Below are 21,095 nucleotides of genomic sequence, written 5' to 3' on the forward strand. Positions count from 1 at the left end.
ATGCGCGATGGATTGGGCGGCTCGGCAGCGGACTGGTTACTCTGCAAACCCGCCGATATTGCGATGAGCATTGCCCTGTCGCCCTGGTGCAAAAAGGTCTGCCTTTTCATGGAAAGCCTCACTCCAGCGTTCTCCGACCGGCAACGCTGGCTTGCCCTGACCCAGATAAACACCCTGTCCGCTCTGTCGCAGATCGTGCAGATCGGCACCGTCACGCCCCTGCTGTCGCTGTCCCTGGAGCAGAAAGGCGTGGAGCCGGCGCAGATCGGCGTGGTGGTCAGTGCCTCGTGGCTGGCGATTCTGCTGCTGTACAAGATCGTCCCGCGTCTGCTTGGCCATTGGGGGCTGGTCAACGCCAACCTCGTCAGTGCCGGGCTGACCATCCTGGCCCTGATCGGCATAACGCTGACGAGCAATCTCTACCTCATCTTCGGGTTGAACTTCGTGCTTGGCGTGGGGCTGATCCTGCGCTGGATCGCCTGCGACACCTGGATCGTCGTGGTGGCCTCGAAGCGCGAACGGGGCAGGGCCATCGGCGTCCACGAAACGCTGATGGGCCTGGGTATCGCCATCGGCCCGCTGCTGCTGGTGCTGCTTGGCGTCGACAGCGCCGTGCCCTATTACGCCTGCGCGGCCATCGTGTTCGTCTCGGGCTGCCTGGCCGTGGTGCTGAAAAGGCACGACACACGGCCGCCGCTGCCGACCGAGAAACGTCACGGCAAATTGTTCAGCGTCATCCCGGTGGCGCTGTGCGGCGCATTCATTGCCGGCTTCGCGGAAACCTCCACGGTGTCGTTCCTGGCCGGCTACAGCCTGTCCGCCGGTTATCTGCTGGCCACCGCCACGGTGCTGATTTCGGTGTTCGGCCTGGGTGGCACGTTGCTGCAATTGCCCATCGGCTGGATGGCTGACAACAGCTCCTACAAGACCGGCCAACTGATCTGCGGCGCGGTTCTGGTGGCCGGCACGCTGGCCATTCCCTTCTGTAGCGCGCTGCCCTGGCTTACCGCCTGCATCGTGTTTCTCTGGGGCGGTGCCATCGGTGGCATGAATACCCTGGCGGTGATCGAAGCGGGCCATCGCGTCGGTGAACATCAGGTGTCCACCGCCATGACCGCCATCGCCCTGTTCTACACCGTGGGCAGTGTGCTGGGCCCGATCGCCACCGGGGCGACGGTCTCCTATGTCAGCCCGCACGGGCTGATGATTTCCGTTGGCATTGCCGGGGCATTCTTCGTGGCCTTGCTGGCGTTCAAGCGCGAGCGGGTGGCCGCTTGAGCGGCTCGCCCACGTACCCAGGCCGGGCGTGGGCACGGCTGGATCGCCTGGCGGCGAGAAAATAGCTGGCTATTACCCCCGGAAAATCGAAAATACGACCTCGACTCGGGCTTGTCTCGCCACCGCGACCCAGCCCGACAGGCGTTTATCGGTTCCACAGGATGCCCGGCTGCTCATGCTCAACCTCTTCCACGCCCCCGACCTGGAAACCCTCGGCGCCCTGGCCACTCGCCTGCTCGCCCAGCCGCTGCGCGACCCCTTTGCGCCGGCCCAGGTGGTGGTACCGAGCCAGGGCATCGGACGTTGGCTGACGCTGCAACTGGCCCGCGAGCAGGGCATCGCCATGCAGCTGGACGTGCAATTGCCGGCGGCGTTCGTCTGGGCCTTGTCGCGGCAGGTGCTCGGCCAGTTGCCGGAGCAATCGGCGTTCACCCCGGTGACCCTGACCTGGCGCCTTTACGACTGGCTGTGCGAACCGGCCAACCTGCAACGTGCCGAGCGCCTGCAACGCTATCTGGACGGTGGTGACGAGCGCCGACGCCTGTCCCTGGCGGCGAAGGTCGCCGACGTGTTCGACCAGTACCTGCTCTACCGCGATGACTGGCTGGCCGCCTGGGAGCGCGGCGAGCTGTGCGACCTCGGCGCCGACGAAGCCTGGCAGGCGCTGCTCTGGCGCGAGCTGACCAAGGACGGCCACCCGCACCGCGCGCGTCTGCTCGACGACCTGCTGCAGCGCCTGTACGACGCAACCCCCATCGAAGGCCTGCCGGAGCGCCTGCTGATCTTCGGCATCAGCAGCCTGCCACCGCATCACCTGCGCGTGCTCGATGGCCTGGCGCGGCACACCGAGGTGGTGGTGTTCGCCCTCAACCCGTGCCGCGAGGCCTGGGGGGAAATCCGCGACATTCGCGAGTTGGCCAAGCAGCCGGAGCTAAGCCCGGATGAGTGGTACCTCGACGTTGGGCATCCTCTGCTGGCTAGCCTCGGCAAGCAGGGGCGCGATTTCTTCGACAGCCTGTTCAGCCTGGCATCGGCCGAAGGCGGCCAGGAAACCGGGCTGTATTCCGAAGACGCCGACCTCATCGACGACAGCCTGTTGCATGCCCTGCAGCACGACATCCTGCGCCTGCACACTCGCCAGCCCGGCGAACGCATCGCGCTGCACGAGGATGACCGCTCGCTGGAATTGCACATTGCCCACTCGCCGCTGCGCGAGGTGGAAATCCTGCATGACCAGTTGCTCGCCCGCTTTGCCAGCGACCCCACGCTGACGCCGGACCAGGTGGTGGTGCTGACCCCGGACATCGAACGTTACGCGCCTTATATCGATGCGGTGTTTTCCTCGCGCACCGGCACCTCGCGGCAAAGCGCCCCACGGATGGCCGCCCCGCGAATTCCTTTCAGCCTCGCTGACCGCAGCCTGCGTGCCGAACTGCCGCTGCTGGAGGCCTTTCTCGAACTGCTGGCCCTGCCGGAAAGCCGCTTTGCCGCCGAGGACATTCTCGCCTGGCTCGAGCAGCCCTCCATCGCCCGCCGCGCCGGTATCGAAAACGAAGACCTGCCCCTGCTGCGCGACTGGCTGCGCGACGCCGGTGTGCGCTGGGGCCGGGATGCCGCGCACCGCAGCGAGTTGGGCCTGCCGGCGGATGCCGCCTTCACCTGGGCGCAGGGCCTGGACCGTCTGCTGCTGGGCTTCGCCGCGCCGCCACAACTGGCGGGCGACGGCATCCCATTGCTTGGCGACAGCCTGCCGCTGGATGCCCTGGAAGGCGCGCGCGGGCAACTGCTCGGGCGCCTGTGCGCCTTCGTCGGCAAGCTCGCCAACCTGGCCGAACAGCTGCAGCGCCCTCGCCCGCTGACCGACTGGGCGCTGGACCTGCAAGGGCTGATCGACAGCCTGTTCGACGAGCGCGAAGCCGGCGATACCTTGCTCCTGCTCAGCCAGGCCTGCGCCGCCCTCGCCCGCCAGGCCGTCGACGCCGGCATCGAACGGCCGCTGGAGCTGGCCCTGGTGCGCCAGCAACTGACCGCAGCGCTGGAGGCCGGTGGCGGTGCCTCGGGTTTCCTCACCGGTGCGGTGACCTTCTGCACCATGGTGCCGATGCGCAGCCTGCCGTTTCGCCTGGTCTGCCTGCTCGGTCTCGATGACGGCGCGCTGCCACGGCGCACACCGGTGGCCGGTTTCGACCTGATCAGCCACAAACCACGGCGTGGCGACCGGGCTCGACGCCTGGACGACCGCTACCTGCTGCTGGAAACCCTGCTCTCGGCCCGCGAAGGCCTGTACCTCAGCTATGTGGGCCGCGACCCGCGCGACAATGCCGTGCTGCCGCCTTCGGTGCTGGTCAGCGAGCTGCTCGAAGCTGTCGACATCACCGCCCGCACGCCAACCGGCAAGGCCAGCACGGCGATCAGCATGGCTCATCCGCTGCAACCCTTCGCCCCTGGCAACTTCGAGGTACGGGGTGCTCGCCAGGGCTTCTCCACTGCCTGGTTTCGCGCCGCCCAACGGCTGGCCGAAGCGCCCCTCGAGCCGCCGGCCTTTCTCACCCGGTTGCCGGAGCCGGACGCAGATCTACTGACTCTCGAACCCGCACAGCTGCTGCAATGCTTCCGCCACCCGGCACGCTTCCTCCTCGAACAGCGTCTTGGCCTGCGCCTGGCCGATGCCGAGGAAGCCATCGCCGCCGACGAGCCCTTCACCCTCGAAGGGCCGGCGCGCCGTGGTCTGCGCCAACTGGCCCTGCAGGCCATGGAGCGTGACTGGGGCGAAGCCGAGGAGCGCCGCATCGCCCGCGCGGCCGGCTGGTTGCCACCGGGTGAGCTGGGCCACGCGCTGTGGGGCAAATTGCGTGGCCCGGTGCGCGCCTTCGCCCCGCGCCTGTTCGAGCTGCGCCCCGCCGAAGCGCCGCAGCCGTTGCTGGTGGATATCAGCCTGGCCGGTGTGCGCGTGCATGGCTGGCTGGATGGCGTGACCTCCGCCGGCCTGTTCGACTGGCGCCTGAATGCCCCTGGCGCCTGGGACCTGCCCGGTTTCTGGCTGCGCCATCTGCTGCTCAATGTCTCCGCCAACCGCCCGAACGAGGCACCCATCGTGCGCGACAGCCTGCTGGTGTCGCCGGCTGGCGACTGGCAACTGACCCCGCTGGCCAATCCCCGCGAGCTGCTCGAACCCTGGCTCGCCGCCTACCGCGAAGCCCTCAGCGCGCCGCTGCCGTTCATCACCCGCAGCAGCCACGACTTCGCCAAGGCCCTGGTAACGCCCAGCGCGCGCAGCAAGAAGGAGCCCATCGACGCTGCCCGTGGCGCGGCACGCGGCGCCTGGTTCGGCGCCGACTTCAGTCCGATCCCCGGCGAGGCGCTGGACCCCTGGTACGCCCTGGCCTTCAGGGATCGCGACCCGCTCGGCGAGCGCTTCGAACAACTCGCCGAACAGTTGCTCGGCCCGGCGCTGCTGGCGCTGGCGGCCGATGAGGACGACGCATGAGCCTCGACCTGCACACCTCATCCTTCACCGGCCGCTCGCTGATCGAGGCCAGCGCCGGTACCGGCAAGACCTGGACCCTGACTGCGCTGTATGCGCGGCTGCTATTGGAGCAACAGCTCAACGTCAGCCAGATCCTGGTGGTCACCTACACCACCGCCGCCACCGCCGAATTGCGCGAACGCATTCGCGCACGCCTGGCCGAGCTGCTGGCGCTGTATGAAGGCACGCCGAGTACCGATGGATTCCTCACCGAACTGCACCGCCGTCATCCTGGCGAAGACGCGCGCCGGCGCCTGCTGCTCGCCGTGCATGGTTTCGACGAGGCGGCGATCTTCACCATCCACGGCTTCTGCCAGCGTGCCCTGCAGGACGCCGCGTTCGAGGCGGGTGGCGACTTCGACAGCGAGCTGACCCAGGACGACCGCGAGGTGCTCGACGCACTGCTCGCCGATGCCTGGCGCCATGTGTTGGCCGAGGCCGATCCGGCCTGGGCGCGCTTCCTGGCCAAGCAGAAAGTCACGCCGGCCAGCCTGCGCCAGGCCCTGCGTAGCCACCTTGGCAAACCCTACCTGCGCATCGAGCCACGCGAGCCGCTCGGCGGCGATGAGCTGGCTGTGGCCAGCGCTGCCTGGGAACATGCCGAGCAAGTGTGGCGCGAGCAGGGCGCGGCCTTTGTCGCGCAGTTGCACGCCCACGGCGGGCTTAGTCAGAGCACGCACAAGTCGCCCAAGTTCGAACTGTGGGCGGCCGAGTTGGACGCCTATTTCGCCGACCCGGCAGCGCTGTTCGAGCAGCCGGATGGCCTGGCCAAGTTCGGCGCGGCTGCCTTGCTCAAGGCCACCAAGAAAGGCTTCGATGCGCCGCAGGGGCCTATCGCCGAGGCATTCGATACGCTGCTCGACGCCCTGTCGGCGGCCTTGCCGGCAGGGCGGCAGAAACTCATCGCCCTGCAGGTGCAACTGCTCGACCAGCTCAACGCCGAGCTGCCGGCGCGCAAGGCGGCGCAGCGCCTGTTGGCCTTCGATGACCTGCTCAATCGCCTCAACGAGGCGCTGCATGGCCCCGCCGGGGCAGACCTGGCGGCGACCTTGCGCAGCCAGTATCCACTGGCGCTGATCGACGAATTCCAGGACACCGATCCGGTGCAGTACGAGATCTTCGACCGCATCTATCCGGCTATTCCGGGCGCTGCCAGCGAGTCGCGCAGTGGCCCAGGCGGCGATCTGTGCTTCGTCGGCGACCCCAAGCAGGCCATCTATGCCTTCCGTGGCGCCGACCTGGCCACCTACCTGCGCGCCCGTGATGCGGCGGATCGGCAGTACGACCTGCCCTTCAACTACCGCTCCACGCCTGAACTGATCGCCGCGCTCAACCACCTGTTCGGTCGACCGCAGCCGTTCGCCGAGAAGGGCCTCGACTACCCGCCGGTCAGCGCCGGCAGCAAGTCGCGCGCGCGCCTGGTGCTGCCTGCTGACGACAGCGATGCACCGCTGTCCCTGGTGTGGCTGGGCAATGACGGGCTGAACAAGGGCCGCGCCGGCGAGATCGCCGCCATCGACACCGCCCAGCGTATCGCTGGGCTGCTGGCCGCCAGCGCCCAGGGCCGGGCCTACTTCGATACGGATGGCCAGCACACGCCGCTCAAGGGCGGGGATATTGCCGTGCTGGTCGCCAGCCATCGCGAGGCGGCGAGCATCGCCAGTGAACTGGCCGCGCGCGGCGTGCCCAGCGTGCGCCGTGGCCGCGACAGCGTCTGGCACAGCGAGGAGGCCGGCGAGCTGGCCGCGGTGCTGGCCGCCTATGCCGAGCCGGGCCGCGAGGGTGTGTTGCGCTATGCCCTGGCCACGCGCCTGCTCGGCCGCGATGCCCTGCAACTGGCGCGTTGCCAGGAAGTCGAGCTGGAATGGGATCGCGAGCGGGCGGCGGCCGAGCAGTATCACCAGCTCTGGCAGCAGCACGGTTTCATGCGCGTGTTCCGCACCTGGCTCGACCAGGAAAACGTCGCGCAGAAACTGCTCGCCGGCCTCGATGGCGAACGTCGCCTGACCAACCTGCTGCACCTGGCTGAATTGCTGCAAGCCGAGAGCCTGCAACGGCCCGGCCTGGAAGCCCTGCTCGCCTGGTTCAACGGCCAGCGCGGCAGCGAAGGCGCGGGCGAGGATGCGCAACTGCGCCTGGAAAGCGATGCCGAGCGGGTGCAGATCGTCACCATCCACACCTCCAAGGGCCTGGAATACCCGCTGGTGTTCTGCCCCTTCCTGTGGGACGGCCGTCTGCTCGGCCAGCACACCGACAGCGCCCGGTGCCACGACGAACACGGCCAGCCGTTGCTCGACCTGGGCAGCGCGAACCTGCCGCAGCACCTGCAAGCTGCGCGTCGCGAGACCTTCGCCGAGAAGCTGCGCCTGACCTATGTGGCACTGACCCGCGCGCGTGATCGCCTGTGGCTGCACTGGGGCCCGGTCGCCGTGCCCAAGCCGAACCAGAAGACCGGCGCCCTGCCCGACGAAGGCCTGCACAGCAGCGCCCTGGCCTGGCTGCTGCACGGCCGCCAGTTGCCTGGTGACGATGCCTTGAGCGAGCTGGGTGGCCATCTCAACGACACCCCTGGCGAGGCGCTGGCCATCGAGCTGGATGCGCTGGCCCAGGGCAGCGCCGGGATGATCGCGCGTGCGCCGTTGCTCGACCGGGAAGCCAATGCCGACGGCGAGCAACGCGCCTTGCCGCCTGCCCGCCTGCAGAGCTTCGAACGCAGCCTGCACAGCGCCTGGCGCATCGGCAGTTTCTCCGGGCTGGCCGCCGGCATGCACATGGAGGCACCGGACCGTGACGCCCTGGCCATGCCCGATGCCAGCGAACCGGGCACCGGCTTCTTTGCCTTCCCCCGTGGTGCGCGGGCCGGTACCTGCCTGCATGCGATCCTCGAAGACTGGGCGCGTGACAAGGCGCCCCTGGCCGAGCTGGTGGCGCCGGCGCTGAGCGCCCATGGCATCGATGCCGAGTTGTGGGGCGCGGTGGCCAGCGAGCAATTGCAACGGGTGCTGGACACCGATCTGAATGGCGCCGGCCTGACCCTGGCCAGCCTGCAGTCGGCACGCCGCCTACCCGAGCTGGGCTTCACCTTCCCGGTCGCCGAGCTGGACGTGCCACGCCTGCGTGCGCTGCTCAGCGACCCGGCCATGGGCCTGGCCGAACCCTTGCGCCAGGCCGCCGAGCGTCTGGAATTCGACAGCCTCAAGGGTTTCCTCAAGGGCTTCATCGACCTCACCTTCGAGCATGACGGGCGCTGGTACATCCTCGACTACAAGTCCAACTGGCTCGGCCCGAACGCCGACCACTACGGTGGCGAGCGCCTGCTGCAGGCCCTGGCCGGCGAGCATTACTACCTGCAATACCTGATCTACCTGGTGGCGCTGCGGCGTTTCCTGCGTCAGCGCCTGGCCGACTTCCGCAATGACCAGCTCGGCGGCGCCTACTACCTGTTCCTGCGCGGCATGCCGCAGGCCGGGGTGTATTTCGCCCGGCCCAGTGACGAATTGCTGGATGCGCTGGACCGACTGTTCGCGGAGGGCCAGTGATGCGCGCCACCTGCAGGTCGGGCCCGTACCGACTCGATGTAAGAGCGGGTCATGCCCTCGACATACCGGGAGCATCACGGGCATGGCCCGCTCCCACAGGGACTCCACGTGGTTGGCCCGGTTGCGCGCTGCTTAAGCCAGGTGTCGCGATAGCCACCTGCACGTCCCACGCCGGAGAAGCGCGATGAACCTCGCTGAGTTACCCCTGGGTCCGCTGGAGCGCGCCCTGGTCGATAGCCTGCAACGCCTCGATCCCGCCGCGCCTGACAGCGTGCTGGCCGCGGCCGCGCTGTGTACCGAGGCCCTTGGGCGGGGCGATGTCTGCCTGCCGCTGGCGCGTCTGGCCGGGCAGCGTCCCTGGCCGGAGGTGACCTTCAGCCTGCCGCTGTTGAATGCGTGGCGTGCGCAGCTGGAAGCCTCTGCGCTGGTGGGTGGCCCCAGTGAATTCGCGCCGTTGATCCTCGATGGCGAGCGCCTGTACCTGGCCCGCTACCAGGCCTACGAGAGCGGCCTGGCCGAACAGTTGCTGGCGCGCGCTGCGGATGTGCCAGAGGTGGACGAGGCGGTGCTGGGCGAGAGCCTGGCGCGGCTGTTCGCGTTCAATGCCGGCACCACGCCGGACTGGCAGCGCCTGGCTGCCGCGCAGGCGGTGCGCCGGCGCCTGGCGGTGATCTCCGGCGGCCCCGGCACCGGCAAGACCACCACCGTGGTGCGCCTGTTGGCCGCGCTGCTGGAGCAACCTCATGCGGGCTCGACCCTGGCCATCGGCCTGGCCGCACCCACCGGCAAGGCGGCCGCACGCATGGCCGAGGCGATCCGCAATGCCAAGGCCGCGCTGCCGGTCAGCGAGGCGATCAAGGCCGCGTTGCCGGATGAGGCGCGCACCCTGCACCGCCTGCTAGGCAGCCGTGGCGACACGCCCAAGGTGCGCCACGACGCGGCACGCCCGCTGGCGCTGGATGTGCTGGTGGTCGACGAAGCCTCGATGGTCGACCTGGCGCTGATGGCCAAGCTGGTTGCTGCCCTGCCGCCGCACGCGCGACTGATCCTGCTCGGCGACAAGGACCAGCTCGCCGCCGTCGAGGCCGGTGCGGTGTTCGCCGAACTCTGCGAGGGCCGTGGTTTCGATGCCCAGGCCGCGACCGAGCTGCAGCGCATCACCGGGCAACAGGTACCCGTCGAGGCGCCCCGTTCGCACCTGGGCGACGCGGTGGTGCTGTTGACCCATAGCCATCGCTTCGCCGGCGACAGCGGCATTGGCGAGCTGGCCCGGCGGATCAATGCCGGCGATGCGAACGGCACGCTGGCGCTGCTTCGGCAGCCACATGACGACCTGTGCTGGCAGGAGCAGCCCACGTCGAGTGCGCTGCTGGAGCGACTCGACCAGGGCTACCGACCTTACCTGCAGGCCGCGCGTACGGGCGATCCGGCCCAGGCCTTCGCCGCCTTCAATGCGTTCCGGGCGCTGACCGCCCTGCGCGAAGGTGCCTGGGGCGTGGCCGGTATCAACGAGGCGCTGGAGGCTCGCTTCAAGCGGCGCCTGAGCCTGCCGGAGCGCGAGCGCTGGTACCCCGGCCGAGCGGTGATGGTGCGGCAGAACGATTACGCCCTGGGGCTGTTCAATGGCGATATTGGCCTGTGCCTGCAAAGCGCGGATGGCTTGCGGGTGTTCTTCGAAAGCGGCGAGGCGGATGAAGGCGGCTACCGGGCATTTGCCCCGGCGCGCCTGCCCAGCCATGACAGCGCCTTTGCCATGACCGTGCACAAGAGCCAGGGCTCGGAGTTCACCGAGGTGTTGCTGGCCCTGCCCGAGACGCCCAGCCCGCTGCTGACGCGCGCGCTGTTCTACACCGGCATCACCCGTGCCAAGCAGCGCGTGGAAATCTGGGGCCTGCCGGCGCGCCTGGCGGAAGCGGTCAGCACCCGTGCCGAACGCGCCGCCGGTCTGGCGCAACGCCTGGCCTCGGCACCTACGGCAGTTCCCACAGCAGCGCCTGCAGTGAGTGTGGGGACGGACCAGCTCAGCCTGTTCTAGCGGCTATTGCCGTTCCGGCATGGATGGCCGGATCGCGGCAGTTGCGGACATTCGACTTTTGCGTTTCATGACGCGCCGATTGGTGGGCTGAAGCCCACCCTACAGAGTTATACCCCCGCGTAGGGTGGGCTTCAGCCCACCAACTGTGGTGTCCGTAATTGCCTCAAAAAGCCCGTTTCAAGCGCCGGATTGGAAATATATTCCCATCCGATTTGATGAATTAAAGCGAAAATAGACAGACTCCAGGCGTGTCCGATAGGCCCTGTTGCCGCCACGCTGTAACCCGCTGCGAGTGCGGCGTTTCGCGTAATTGCGCATCGAGGTTGCATCTGCCGGCCCGGTCACGAAAAATGCGTGATCCCTTCCGGCATGGTGCCGGTCTTACGGACTGAACATTCAGCAAGGAGTCCTCATGTTCACTCGCCTCGCCAATATCTTCAAAGGCATGCTGTCGCTGTTCGTCAAGGACCTGGAGCGCAAGAACCCGGAAGCCCTGCTGGAGCTGGAGCAGGAAAACCTGCGCAAGCAGATCGCCAACTTCAACCAGGGCCTGGCCGCCCACGCCGGCCTGGCCGAGCGCCTGATGAGCCAGGTGCGCAAGCAGGAGACCGAGGAGCGTGAGCTGCATGCCCGCACCACCGCGCACCTGCGTGCCGGCAACAAGTCGGCCGCTGCGCAGAACGCCCTGCGCCTGCAGAACCTGGCCCGCGAGCTGGAAGAGAACCGCCGCCAGCTGGCCCAGGCCGAAGAGACCTACCAGAACCTGACCAAGGCCCGCGAAGTGGCGGTCAGTGCCGCGCGCACCAAGATCGAAAACCTCAAGGGCGCGATCAACGACATGCGCATGAAGACCGCCATGGCTGAAATGAACGAAATGGCTGCCGGCATGGTGAGCAATATCGGTGGCTCCGGCGACACCCTCAACCGCCTGCACGAGATGGTCGAGGAAGAACGCTCCAAGGCTGCCGGTCGTGCGCGCATGGCTCGTGATTCGATGGACATGAGCGAGGTCAACCTCAAGGAAGCCGAGATGGATGCGCTGGCCGACCAGGCCCTGGCCGATTTCGCCGCCAAGGAAGGCATCAGCCTGCCGGGCGAGCCGGTGAGCAACGAGGCGCCGGCGACCAATCGCAACATGGGCGGCACTGCGCAAACAGGCGGTACCTCGCAGTCGGAAAGCCAGTAACCCCATGCAGCGTGAGCACGGCGTCCTGCCGGCCTGGATCGATGAACTGCGCCTGGCCTACGAAAGCGGGGCGCATGGCCAGTTCGTGCTGTACGGCAATGTCGCCGACCGCTTTCCCCTGGAAGGGCGTCTGGTCAGCCTGACCCGTTACCTGGAAGCCCGGCTGCTCGGCACCTTTCATATCGTCTTTCTCTACGACCCGGGCAACGGCCTCAGCCTGTTGCGCGGTGGCGAGCGCTTTGCCCAGTGGCCCGCGGCGGAAAAGATCCAGCCCTGGCCCCATGACCCGAGCGAAGCGGTGGAGCTGATCAGCCGTTACCTGCGCTACCAGGCCAACCTGCGTGCACTCGGGCGCGGTGGCGACGAGCACGTGGCGGTGATCCTGCGCGGTGCCGAACTGGTCCTGCCGGCCAGTCGTCAGGGCGATTTCGCCACCGCCAGCCTGGCCAGCCTGGTGCGTGACTGGGCCGCCGAGCCGCCCTTCAGCGATATGGCCTTCGCCAGCCTGCTGATTGCCGACAACCTCAACGACCTGCACCCGCTGGTGGCCAACAACCCGCGCATCGACCGCGTGCAGGTGCCGCTGCCGGATGCCGAGAGCCTGCAGCAATGCCTGGCGCAACTGCGCCTCGATCATCCCAAGGCCTTCGCCGAAGACGATGCCGCCGCTGCGCAGACCCTGGCCGGGGTCAGCCTCAGCGCGCTGGCCAGCCTGGTCCGGCGACGCTCCCACGAAGGTCGCGTACTCGGCCCCCAGGACTGGGTCGAGGCGAAGAAGGACCTGGTCGAAACCGATAGCGCCGGGCTGGTGGAGTTCATCGAGTCGGAGCGCACCCTCGACGACTACCACGCCCAGGATGCGCTGAAGACCTGGCTGCGCCAGGACATGGCGCTGTGGCAGGCTGCCGACCTGCGCGCCCTGCCCAAGGGCTACATCATTTGCGGCCCGGTGGGCACCGGCAAGACCTACCTGGTGGAGTGCCTGGCCGGCGAAGCGGGCGTGCCGGTGGTCAAGCTGAAGAATTTCCGCGACCGCTGGGTGGGTTCCAGCGAGGGCAACCTGGAGAAGATCTTCCGCCTGATCCGTGGCCTGGGCCGCTGCATCGTGTTCGTCGACGAGGCCGACCAGACCCTCGGCAAACGCGAGGGTGGCGGCAGCGACGGCGGCCTGTCCGGGCGCATCTACTCGATGATTGCCCAGGAGATGGGCGCTGCCGACAACCGTGGCAAGGTCATCTGGATTCTCGCTTCCTCGCGCCCCGACCTGATCGAGGTCGACCTCAAGCGCCCGGGTCGCGTCGACGTGAAGATTCCCCTGCTGCCCACCACCAGCGTGGCGGAGAGTGCCGGCCTGCTCAAGGCCATGCTCAAACGCTTCGACCTGCGCCTGGACAGTTCGGCGCTGGAACAACTGGCGCTGCCGTTGCTGCTCACCCCCGGCGCGGCCGAGGCCCTGGCGGTCAAGGTCTACCGCCAGGTGCGCACCGCCGGCCTCGACGCGCTGGCGGCGCTGGAACAGTGCCTGCAGGGCTACCAGCCGCCAGTGTCGCCACAGGTGCTGCGCTTCCAGATGGAGATCGCCATTCGCGAAGCCACCGATGTCGCCTTCGTGCCTGAATCCCTGCGTGCGCTCGGGCAGGAGGTTGTCGCCCCATGAGTACCCTGCGTTACCTGAGTGCCGCCTTCAATGCCCGTGCTCTGGGCATGCCGGTGCCGTTGAACTGGTTCGCCCTGGCGGCCTTCGGCCTGCTCGGTGCGTTCGTCAGCCCGGGCTTCTGGGTGCTGGGCGGTGGCCTGGAGCTGGCCTACCTGGCGCTGCTGTCGAGCAACCCGAACTTTCGGCGAACGGTGGATGCTCGGGCGCTGCCGGTTGATACTGCGGGGCAGCGTTACGAGACCACCCTGGCCCTGCTCGGCGATGTACAGAAACAACGCCAGCAACGCATCGAAGGGCGCGCGCGCGAGGTGCTGCAACTGCTCTCTCGCTCACCCGTGATGGCCTCGCATGCCAGCAGCCTGGAGCAACTGGTGTGGCTCAACCTGCGCCTGCTGGTCGCGGGGCAAGCGTTGAACGTGCTGGTCGATACGGCCGGTGCGCAAAGCGTCGAGCTGCAGAAGCAGGAAGACCAGATCGACCTGCGCCTGGCCAGTAACGATATCAACGATGACCTGCGCCGCAGCCTCGAGCAGCAGAAGCAGGTGATCGACGCACGCCAGGCGGCACACGCCGAAGGCATACGGCGCAAGGAACACGTGGATGCCGAGCTTGCGCGCATCGATCAGCAGATCGCGCTGATCCGCGAGCAGACCCTGCTGGCCACCGATGAAGATCAGATCGGTGTGGCGCTGAATGCACTGACGTCGTCCTTCAACGAAGCCAGCCGCTGGCTGAACAGCCAGCGTGACCTGATCGGCGTACTCGAACTCAACGAACAACAGGCCTTGCCGCGCTACGTGCTGCAGGGCCAGGGCGAAAAACCAGCCACGGCCGAAGCGGCCAGACACTGATTGGCGGGCGGTTGCCCGCTCCTGACAGGGAGACGCGTCATGCACTCGATTTCATCCAGCCTGCGCCAGCGTGGAAGTACCGGCGGCAAGTTGCTGACCATCATCCTGGTTCTCGGTCTGATCGCCCTGGGTGGCTGGTTGGTGACCAAGGACATGCGCAGCGGTGAAGGTGGCCCGGCCAGCGCGTCGTCGAGCAGTGGCAGCAGTGGTTCGGTACCGCAGCCGATCGAGCCGGTGGTCGGCACGCCGAAGCTGCAATCGGCGGCGCCCTACGAGATGAAGAACAACATCATCGATGTCGACATCAGCGAGTACGCCGGCTATGGCGGCCTGATCGTCGCCAACGGCGGTCTGGAGCCGAACCCCGACTCGTTCTTCGCCAAGAACTATGGCTTCCAGGTGCGTTTCGACAAGGGTGAGAGCGAGGAGTGGTCGGCGCTGAACAATGGCCAACTGGCGGCCGTGGCGACCACTGCGGACGTGCTTGCCGTGCTCGGGCGTCAGTTCGAAGTCACGGTGCCGGCGCAGATCGGTTTTTCCCGTGGCGCCGACCAGGTGGTGGTCGACAGTGGTATCGCCAGCATCAACCAGCTCAAGGGCAAGGTGCTGGCCGGTACCCAGTTCAACGAGAGCGAGTTCTTCATCCGCTACCTGGCCTCCGAAGCCGGTGTGCCGGTGAAGGTGCTGCGTGACCTGGACAGCCGTCCTGGCCCCAACGAGCTGGGCCTGGTGTTCTATGACGATGCGTTCATCGCCTGTGACGCCTATGCTGCCGAGCTGAATGGCCGCAAGCGTATCAACGGTTGCGTGGGCTGGTCGCCGCGTACCGATCAGGTGGTGGCGGATTCCGCCGGCGCCGCAAAAATGCTGGTGTCCAACCGCAACCTGCTGGTGGTCGCCGACATCCTGGTGCTCAACAAGGGCTTCGCCACGGCGCATCCGGAAGTGGTCAAAGGCCTGGTGCACGGCCTGCTCGAAGGCAACCGCCAACTGCGTGACGACCCGCGCGCCCATGCGGCGCTGGTCGGCAAGGCGTTCGGCTGGACCGAGCAGGAAACCCTCGATGAGCTGAGCAAGGTGCACCTGAGCAACCTGCCGGAGAACCTGGCGTTCTTCGATGGCAGCATCGACTCGGCGGGCTCCTTCCAGGGCATCTTCCAGTCCTCGGTGCTGGCCTATGGTGCGTTGATCAAGAATGCCGCCGACCCGGCGCGTTTTGCCGATCTGCGCTACCTCAAGGAGCTGGACGCCAGCGGCCAGTTCAAGGGCCAGAGCATTTCCATCGCGCCGATCCGCACCAGCGGCAAGGTGGCACTGGAGGGCGATGCCCTGCTGAGCAAGGACATCCGCTTCTTCTTCGAGCCGAACTCGGCCGTGCTGGACAAGGACGCCAAGGCCAACCAGGACTACCTGGACACCATCCGCAAGTTCCTCCAGGTCAGCCCCGGCTCAATCGTCCTGCTGCGCGGCCACGTGGACAACGCGATGGTGGCCGACTTCGAACGTCAGGGCGGCGCGTCGCTGGTGCGCAGCATGGCGCTCAAATCCATGGAGCTGTCGCGTCAGCGTGCGCAGGCGGTGAAGGACGCGCTGATGGTCCGCCATCCAGGGATCAAGGAAGACCGCATCGAACTGGTCGGCCGTGGCTGGGAAGAGCCGGTCAGCCAGGACAGCGAGCAGAACCGCCGCGTCGAAGTGCAGTGGTTCACCCTCGAATAAGCTGAGCCCAGGCGCCACCGGCACTCATGTCGGTGGCGCAATGCTCGCTATTTATCCCGCCTGTTACTCCAGATCGTTGGCGTCGAGGACACAGTCCAGGCTGACCAATCGACGACTGCCATCCTCCCAACTCGTCAGCGCTTCGCGAATAGCCGCTTCGTCCGGGCCGGCAACGGCGATCAGCCTGGCAGGCTGCTGTTCGTCGAACGGCGCTTCCTGATGCTCGTGGTCTTCATGGGCGGTCCCTTCCGAACAGTGCTTGCACAGGATGCGCACCGAGCGTGACCAGTCTTCGGCCGCGATGCCGCGCGCGTCCAGGCGTTCGAGCAGTGCCTGCACATCGGCTTCACCGGTGACCTGCAGCTCGGCCTCGTAGGTGCTGTGAGGCGAGGGCTGGAACAGCTCCAGCACATTGAACACCGGGTAGGTGCGCCCATCGACCTCACGCTGGCCGACTGACGCGCCATCGTGCAGGACGATATCGCCATAGCAGTGGCCGGAGTCGGCATAGGGAATGTTGAGGATGCGCGCACGCACCGGGTCGATGCGCCTGGCCCAGACCACTTCACCGCCCTGCTCGGGGTTCAGGCGTACCGGCGTCTGGCCGAAGTCCTGCTCGATGGGGCTGTCGCCGGCCTCAATGGCCACGCCCAGGCGCTGCCAGACATCCCGCGCGGTACGCCAGTCCTGCAGTGCGGTGGCGGCGATGGCCAGGTTCCAGTTGGCGGCCTCGTCCTCGGGATTCAGCTCCACGGCGATCTGGTTATGCCGCTGCGAGACCGCCCATTCCCGGCGGTACTTGTGGATCAGGCCGATGTTGTAGTGGGTGGTCGGCCGGGCGTAATCGAGCTCGAGGGCGCGGTGATAGAGTTCCAGCGCCTGCTCTTCGTCGCCCTCGTCGTGCAGGGCCATGGCTCGCTGGTGAAGGTCTTCGGCAATGTCCTGGTCGGCCACAGGTCTCTCCTGATGAAAATATGTTAGATGGCGCGGCAATGCATCTGTGCCTTGGGCCGTTTATCCCACGCCCTGCAGCGGTGACGCTCGCCAGGATGCCCAATGCAAAACGGGGCCATGACGGCCCCGTTCTTGTGCAGGCAGCTCCGGCTTATTCGCCCGGAATATCCTTGCGCAGTTTTACCGGCGCCAGCTCTTGCTCGCCATTTTTCTTGCGGCGAGCGATACGCATGCGGATGTTCAGCGCTTCCACGCCCAGCGAGAAGGCCATGGCGAAGTAGACGTAGCCCTTCGGTACGTGGACTTCGAAGGCTTCGGCGATGAGCACGGTACCGACCACCACCAGGAAGGCCAAGGCCAGCATCTTCAGCGACGGGTGCTTGTCGATGAATGCGCTGATGGTGCCGGCGGCCAGCATCATCACCAGCACAGCGACGATGATCGCGGCGACCATGACCGGCACATGGGAGACCATGCCGACGGCGGTGATCACCGAGTCCAGGCTGAACACGATGTCGATGATGGCGATCTGGATGATGGTGCCTATGAAGTTGCGCGCGGTACCGGTGGGCTGCTGCTCGGCCTCATCTTCGCCTTCCAGGCTGTGGTACATCTCGGTGCTGCTTTTCCACAACAGGAACAGGCCACCGAAGAACAGAATCAGGTCGCGACCGGAGATGCCCTGGTCGAAGACATGAAACAGGTCGTTGGTCAGTTGCATGATCCAGGTGATCGACAGCAACAGCAGGATGCGGGTGATCATCGCCAGGGCCAGCCCGAAGAAGCGCGTGCGAGCCTGCAGATGCGGCGGCATGCGACCCACGAGGATGGCGATCATGATGATGTTGTCGATGCCCAGGACAATTTCCAGGGCGGTCAGTGTCAAGAAGGCGACCCATATTTCCGGGCTGCTCAGCCATTCCATGATGCGAGTTCCTCGTGAACGTCAGCGATTAGGGGGTTGGAGCACGAAGAAGCCGGAAAGTGCTCGCGCGATTTCCGGCTTCTTCGGGGGTGTTCTGCCGTTGCGCTTCATCGGTAATGGAAGTGCAGCGTAGGCGCCAGATGTCGGCGCGGCGAGCAGGATACACAGACTGTTTGCGGCCGCCCACAGCAACCGCATGAGTGGTCGTGCTGGTCGAGTGATGAAGCCTGATGTGTCGCCTCCTGAAAAGAGGCCGCGAGGCTTGCCAGCTGGGTTCTGCTGCGGACGAGATGGCCGCGCACGTAATACGCGGTAATAAAGCTGTGGGGCCGTGGGCTCAGCGCCCTCCGGCGCTCTGACGGGCAAGGATCGCTGTGGCGAGGTAGAGGTCGTCGTATGGCAACAGCTCAGGGAGCTGACGCAGGGCCTCAAGGGCGGCTTCCAGCTGTACGCCACGAATGCTGCCGGTGCTGGCCACGAAGGCGGCTGCTTCATCCTGGGCCATGACCAGTTTGTGGTCGAGGCTGCTTTCTTCGGTGAGCGCATCGGACAGATCGCTGCCGGCTTCCGGCGAAGTGGTACTGATAAACGGCAGCGCGGTAATCATCACGCCAAAGAAGGTGCTGGCGGCCACTGGTTGATCGCTGAACTTGGGCGTCACCTGGATGAAGGCGCTGGCATGCGTACTGAACAATGCGATGAGCAGGGCCGGAAGGGCGAGTCTGAACATGCGAAAGCGTCCTTGCAGGAGGGTGCTGGACCCGCAGCCTGCGCAATGACGGCGTGTATGGCAAGTGGCAGTCCAGCGCAGAGATCGCCACGGTATAACGAGGGTTTGGCAGACAGCGCTTTTTGGGAGTCTCGTATGACTGATGTGCACAACGGCGGTTGCCACTGTGGCCGGCTGCGCTACAGCTTCCAGGCGGCCTTGCATGACATTGCCCACTGTCACTGCTCGATCTGTCGACGCACCACCGGCGGTATCGTCACCACCTGGGTCACGGTGCCGCTGGCGAGCTTTCGCTGGACCTGCGGTGTGCCCACTGAATACGCCTCGTCAGCAACCTGTACGCGCTACTTCTGTCCGGGATGCGGCTGCAACCTGGCGTTGTTCACGACGCTCAGCCCGGTGTCACTGGATATCACTGTGGCGACGCTGGATGAGGTCGACCAGGCTGCCGCAACTCGGCATATCTGGGTGGGCAGTCGCCTGCCCTGGTTGCATCTGGATGAGCAACTGCCAGAAGAGCATGAGGAGCATATGGATGGCCGCTGAGGCCCGGCGCTGCCATCGTCGTTTTCTCTCTGCGCGTGCTGGCTCACTTGCCAGCGCCATCGCTATTCAGCAGGCTGCAGGTCCAGCACCCTTCTGCAAGGACGCTTTCGCATGTCCAGATTCACCCTGTCCATTGTGTGCGTGGCGGTGTGCAGCGCACTCAGCACGGTGGCGTTTTCCAACACTGAAAGTCCGGTCGAGGCCGGTAGTGCCTATGGCTTGTTGGTGACGTCCATTCCGCTGTTCGTCAGTTCGGGGTCACTGGACAAAAGTAGCGAAACGTCCGGCGAGCTTTCGCAGGGAGACGACAACCTCGAACATAAGCTGGTCATGGCCCAGGATGAAGCGGCGGCCTTCGTGGCCAGCGTCGGCGGCATTCGTGGCGTGCAATTGGAGGCGGCCCTCGAGGCCTTGCGCAAACGGCCCGGTCTATCGGGGCACGACGACCAGTCCCTCGCCCAGGCGATTCTCGCCCGGCAGGGTGCCGGAGGGCGCTGAGCCGGCTATTGCCAGCAGGCAGGAAAGCCGTTGCGGTGGCTCTGGCATGGGCCGAGCGCCAGTCTTATGGCGACAGAAAAGCATTCCATTGAAGCGAGGCTTGTGTCACATTTTGTCACCTAAACTCTGCTCCTAACTGCTGAATTCCGAAGGCTTTTTCGTCATCGCTGACGAAGCCGGCGAGTTCCTGCATGATGGGCGGGCAGGCGTCGTGGCCTTTGGCTGCGATGCCTTTCATTTCAAGATCGGCTTGGGAAAGGATAACCGCACATGCCAGGTGCATTGCTCCGCACGGGTAATCTTCAGGAATTCAAGGCGCTGGGCGTCGACGGTCAGCCGGTGTACAGCGCAGCGCTGCAACTGCGCGAGGCCATCCGCCTGAAGATGGGCCGCGAAGCTGCCAGTTGCCTGGCCATTCCCCAGCCCAACGAAACCGGCGATCGAATCGATTGGTACGCGCCCGCCGAGGGCGATGTGGTGCCCTGGTCGGCAGCCACTGCCGAAGAGCGTACCCAGGCCTATGCTCAGCTCGAGGCCATGCATGCCCAGCTCGGCAGCACCAGCGAGACCATGCGCAGCGATGCGCAGAGCCGCGAGAAACAGATCTTCGGCCGTCTGCTGGAAAAGACCATCCATTTCCCCGACAGCAATCACGTCTATCTGGTCGACGGTAAGCCGGTCATCACCTTCTGGGGGTTTACCGACCACGCCGGCACCTACGACCACGACCCGCTGTTGTGTCTGCGCCCGCCGGTACCCAGCGCTGCCCCGGTCGCACCGCTCGCGCCGCCGCCGTTGGCTGCCGCCGTGCCGGTCGAGGTGGTGAAGAAGTCCCGTTGGTGGCGCTGGCTGTGGCTGCTGCTTCTGCCGTTGCTCCTGCTGTTGCTGTTGTTCCTGCTGCGAGCCTGTGCACCGACGGTCGAGCTGCCGCTCGGCCTGGATCGCATCGACCTGCCAGGAATGCCGGTGCATGAGCGTGAGGTTGACGTGATCGGGCGCGGTGGCGTGGTTGATGGCGCGGGTGGTGCCGCGGTCGATGGCCAACTGCCGGACGGACAGGAGCCCGGTGCGCAGGAGCCGCCTGTCGATGAGTCCGGTGACGGCGCTCCTGCTCCCGATGAGTCCGAGGCACCGGGTGAAGAGCCAACGCCGCCTGCGCCTGACGAAGCGTCTGGTGAAGAGCCTCCTGCCGAGCCGCCACAGGAACAGCAGGAGCCGCGCAAGCAACCGCCAGGCAAGGACGTACCGCAGGACCTGAGTATTCCGCCGCAGGCGCTGGAAACCGGTTCCACCGAGTTCCTCAATGGAAACTGGAAAGCCGGTGCCGGCATTCAGGATGCACAAACCGGCAAGCCCATGCAGCTCGACTATGACTTCAAGGATGGCAAGGGCCAGGTCAAGGTACGTCGCGGTGATGGCGTCGAATGTTCGGGCGCGGTGAATGCCGCGATGCAGGGCGGCAAGCTGGCGATCAACAACCAGGGCCAGGCCGCCTGCAACGATGGCAGCAGCTACAAGTTGCCGGACGTGGTATGCAGCCCGGATGCCCGCAGCGCCGCCGACTGCACCGGCAGCTACGAGAACAAGCAATTCCCCATGTCCATGAGACAGGGCGCCAAGTAAGGCGCGAGAACAGGGCGGAAGAAGAGCA

The 21,095-nt window shown here is 66.3% G+C and carries 15 protein-coding genes; 11 read left to right on the forward strand and 4 right to left on the reverse strand.

Annotation, left to right across the window (positions count from 1 at the left end; all coding sequences use genetic code 11):
- The 8 genes from ACWPW0_RS00430 to ACWPW0_RS00465 all read left to right on the forward strand — a co-directional run bounded on the left by ACWPW0_RS00430 (position 1) and on the right by ACWPW0_RS00465 (position 15,791).
- Positions 1 to 1,278 carry an MFS transporter gene (locus ACWPW0_RS00430; protein WP_454254094.1) on the forward strand — a complete coding sequence of 426 codons (1,278 nt, stop codon included), beginning with the start codon at positions 1 to 3 and terminating at the stop codon, positions 1,276 to 1,278.
- Between the two features lie 175 nt (positions 1,279 to 1,453).
- On the forward strand, positions 1,454 to 4,765 hold the full coding sequence (gene recC, locus ACWPW0_RS00435) for an exodeoxyribonuclease V subunit gamma (protein WP_454254095.1): 3,312 nt from the start codon (positions 1,454 to 1,456) through the stop codon (positions 4,763 to 4,765).
- The gene (gene recB, locus ACWPW0_RS00440) at positions 4,762 to 8,343 is read left to right on the forward strand and encodes an exodeoxyribonuclease V subunit beta (protein WP_454254096.1); all 3,582 of its coding nucleotides are present in this window, start codon (positions 4,762 to 4,764) and stop codon (positions 8,341 to 8,343) included. Before recC ends, recB begins: the two co-directional genes overlap by 4 nt.
- 184 nt (positions 8,344 to 8,527) lie before the next feature.
- On the forward strand, positions 8,528 to 10,378 hold the full coding sequence (recD, locus tag ACWPW0_RS00445) for an exodeoxyribonuclease V subunit alpha (protein WP_454254097.1): 1,851 nt from the start codon (positions 8,528 to 8,530) through the stop codon (positions 10,376 to 10,378).
- 412 nt (positions 10,379 to 10,790) lie between these two features.
- Positions 10,791 to 11,564, forward strand: coding sequence for a PspA/IM30 family protein (locus ACWPW0_RS00450; RefSeq protein WP_447587962.1), 774 nt, complete (start codon positions 10,791 to 10,793; stop codon positions 11,562 to 11,564).
- A gap of 4 nt (positions 11,565 to 11,568) precedes the next feature.
- On the forward strand, positions 11,569 to 13,221 hold the full coding sequence (locus ACWPW0_RS00455) for an AAA family ATPase (RefSeq protein WP_454254098.1): 1,653 nt from the start codon (positions 11,569 to 11,571) through the stop codon (positions 13,219 to 13,221).
- Entirely contained in the window at positions 13,218 to 14,072 is an 855-nt protein-coding gene (locus ACWPW0_RS00460; RefSeq protein WP_447587966.1) for a hypothetical protein, read from the forward strand. Before ACWPW0_RS00455 ends, ACWPW0_RS00460 begins: the two co-directional genes overlap by 4 nt.
- A 39-nt stretch (positions 14,073 to 14,111) precedes the next feature.
- A complete protein-coding gene (locus tag ACWPW0_RS00465; RefSeq protein WP_454254099.1) occupies positions 14,112 to 15,791 on the forward strand; it encodes an OmpA family protein in 1,680 nt (559 codons plus the stop codon).
- A 63-nt stretch (positions 15,792 to 15,854) separates the two neighbouring features.
- Here the strand turns inward: ACWPW0_RS00465 and ACWPW0_RS00470 are convergent, their stop codons facing one another.
- The 3 genes from ACWPW0_RS00470 to ACWPW0_RS00480 all read right to left on the reverse strand — a co-directional run bounded on the left by ACWPW0_RS00470 (position 15,855) and on the right by ACWPW0_RS00480 (position 18,400).
- Positions 15,855 to 16,745, reverse strand: coding sequence for a tetratricopeptide repeat protein (locus ACWPW0_RS00470; protein ID WP_454254100.1), 891 nt, complete (start codon positions 16,743 to 16,745; stop codon positions 15,855 to 15,857).
- 151 nt (positions 16,746 to 16,896) lie between these two features.
- Positions 16,897 to 17,670 carry a TerC family protein gene (locus tag ACWPW0_RS00475; protein WP_454254101.1) on the reverse strand — a complete coding sequence of 258 codons (774 nt, stop codon included), beginning with the start codon at positions 17,668 to 17,670 and terminating at the stop codon, positions 16,897 to 16,899.
- 337 nt (positions 17,671 to 18,007) lie between these two features.
- On the reverse strand, positions 18,008 to 18,400 hold the full coding sequence (locus tag ACWPW0_RS00480; RefSeq protein WP_454254102.1) for a DUF2388 domain-containing protein: 393 nt from the start codon (positions 18,398 to 18,400) through the stop codon (positions 18,008 to 18,010).
- Positions 18,401 to 18,535: 135 nt separating this feature from the next.
- On the opposite strand from ACWPW0_RS00480, the gene ACWPW0_RS00485 reads away from it, so the two are divergent.
- Positions 18,536 to 18,946: a GFA family protein gene (locus ACWPW0_RS00485; protein WP_454254103.1), complete on the forward strand. Its 411-nt coding sequence runs from the start codon at positions 18,536 to 18,538 to the stop codon at positions 18,944 to 18,946.
- A 111-nt stretch (positions 18,947 to 19,057) separates the two neighbouring features.
- The gene (locus ACWPW0_RS00490; RefSeq protein ID WP_454254104.1) at positions 19,058 to 19,444 is read left to right on the forward strand and encodes a DUF2388 domain-containing protein; all 387 of its coding nucleotides are present in this window, start codon (positions 19,058 to 19,060) and stop codon (positions 19,442 to 19,444) included.
- Between the two features lie 115 nt (positions 19,445 to 19,559).
- Here ACWPW0_RS00490 and ACWPW0_RS00495 read toward each other — a convergent pair whose 3' ends face one another.
- The gene (locus tag ACWPW0_RS00495) at positions 19,560 to 19,682 is read right to left on the reverse strand and encodes a hypothetical protein (RefSeq protein ID WP_447587980.1); all 123 of its coding nucleotides are present in this window, start codon (positions 19,680 to 19,682) and stop codon (positions 19,560 to 19,562) included.
- 32 nt (positions 19,683 to 19,714) lie between these two features.
- Between ACWPW0_RS00495 and ACWPW0_RS00500 the strand changes: the two genes are divergently transcribed.
- Complete coding sequence (locus ACWPW0_RS00500) at positions 19,715 to 21,067, forward strand: SrfA family protein (RefSeq protein WP_454254105.1); 1,353 nt, start codon at positions 19,715 to 19,717, stop codon at positions 21,065 to 21,067.
- The last annotated feature ends 28 nt before the right edge of the window (positions 21,068 to 21,095 follow it).

Source organism: Pseudomonas sp. Marseille-Q8238 (assembly GCF_965111915.1).

What these genes read in the sequence shown, in the direction of transcription:
- ACWPW0_RS00430 (WP_454254094.1), top strand. Translation starts at nt 1, where the DNA reads ATGCGCGATGGATTGGGCGGCTCGGCAGCGGACTGGTTACTCTGCAAA.
- ACWPW0_RS00475 (WP_454254101.1), bottom strand. Translation starts at nt 17,670, where the DNA reads ATGGAATGGCTGAGCAGCCCGGAAATATGGGTCGCCTTCTTGACACTG.
- ACWPW0_RS00495 (WP_447587980.1), bottom strand. Translation starts at nt 19,682, where the DNA reads ATGAAAGGCATCGCAGCCAAAGGCCACGACGCCTGCCCGCCCATCATG.
- ACWPW0_RS00480 (WP_454254102.1), bottom strand. Translation starts at nt 18,400, where the DNA reads ATGTTCAGACTCGCCCTTCCGGCCCTGCTCATCGCATTGTTCAGTACG.
- ACWPW0_RS00465 (WP_454254099.1), top strand. Translation starts at nt 14,112, where the DNA reads ATGCACTCGATTTCATCCAGCCTGCGCCAGCGTGGAAGTACCGGCGGC.
- recC (WP_454254095.1), top strand. Translation starts at nt 1,454, where the DNA reads ATGCTCAACCTCTTCCACGCCCCCGACCTGGAAACCCTCGGCGCCCTG.
- ACWPW0_RS00485 (WP_454254103.1), top strand. Translation starts at nt 18,536, where the DNA reads ATGACTGATGTGCACAACGGCGGTTGCCACTGTGGCCGGCTGCGCTAC.
- ACWPW0_RS00455 (WP_454254098.1), top strand. Translation starts at nt 11,569, where the DNA reads ATGCAGCGTGAGCACGGCGTCCTGCCGGCCTGGATCGATGAACTGCGC.
- recB (WP_454254096.1), top strand. Translation starts at nt 4,762, where the DNA reads ATGAGCCTCGACCTGCACACCTCATCCTTCACCGGCCGCTCGCTGATC.
- ACWPW0_RS00460 (WP_447587966.1), top strand. Translation starts at nt 13,218, where the DNA reads ATGAGTACCCTGCGTTACCTGAGTGCCGCCTTCAATGCCCGTGCTCTG.
- ACWPW0_RS00450 (WP_447587962.1), top strand. Translation starts at nt 10,791, where the DNA reads ATGTTCACTCGCCTCGCCAATATCTTCAAAGGCATGCTGTCGCTGTTC.
- ACWPW0_RS00500 (WP_454254105.1), top strand. Translation starts at nt 19,715, where the DNA reads ATGCCAGGTGCATTGCTCCGCACGGGTAATCTTCAGGAATTCAAGGCG.
- ACWPW0_RS00490 (WP_454254104.1), top strand. Translation starts at nt 19,058, where the DNA reads ATGTCCAGATTCACCCTGTCCATTGTGTGCGTGGCGGTGTGCAGCGCA.
- recD (WP_454254097.1), top strand. Translation starts at nt 8,528, where the DNA reads ATGAACCTCGCTGAGTTACCCCTGGGTCCGCTGGAGCGCGCCCTGGTC.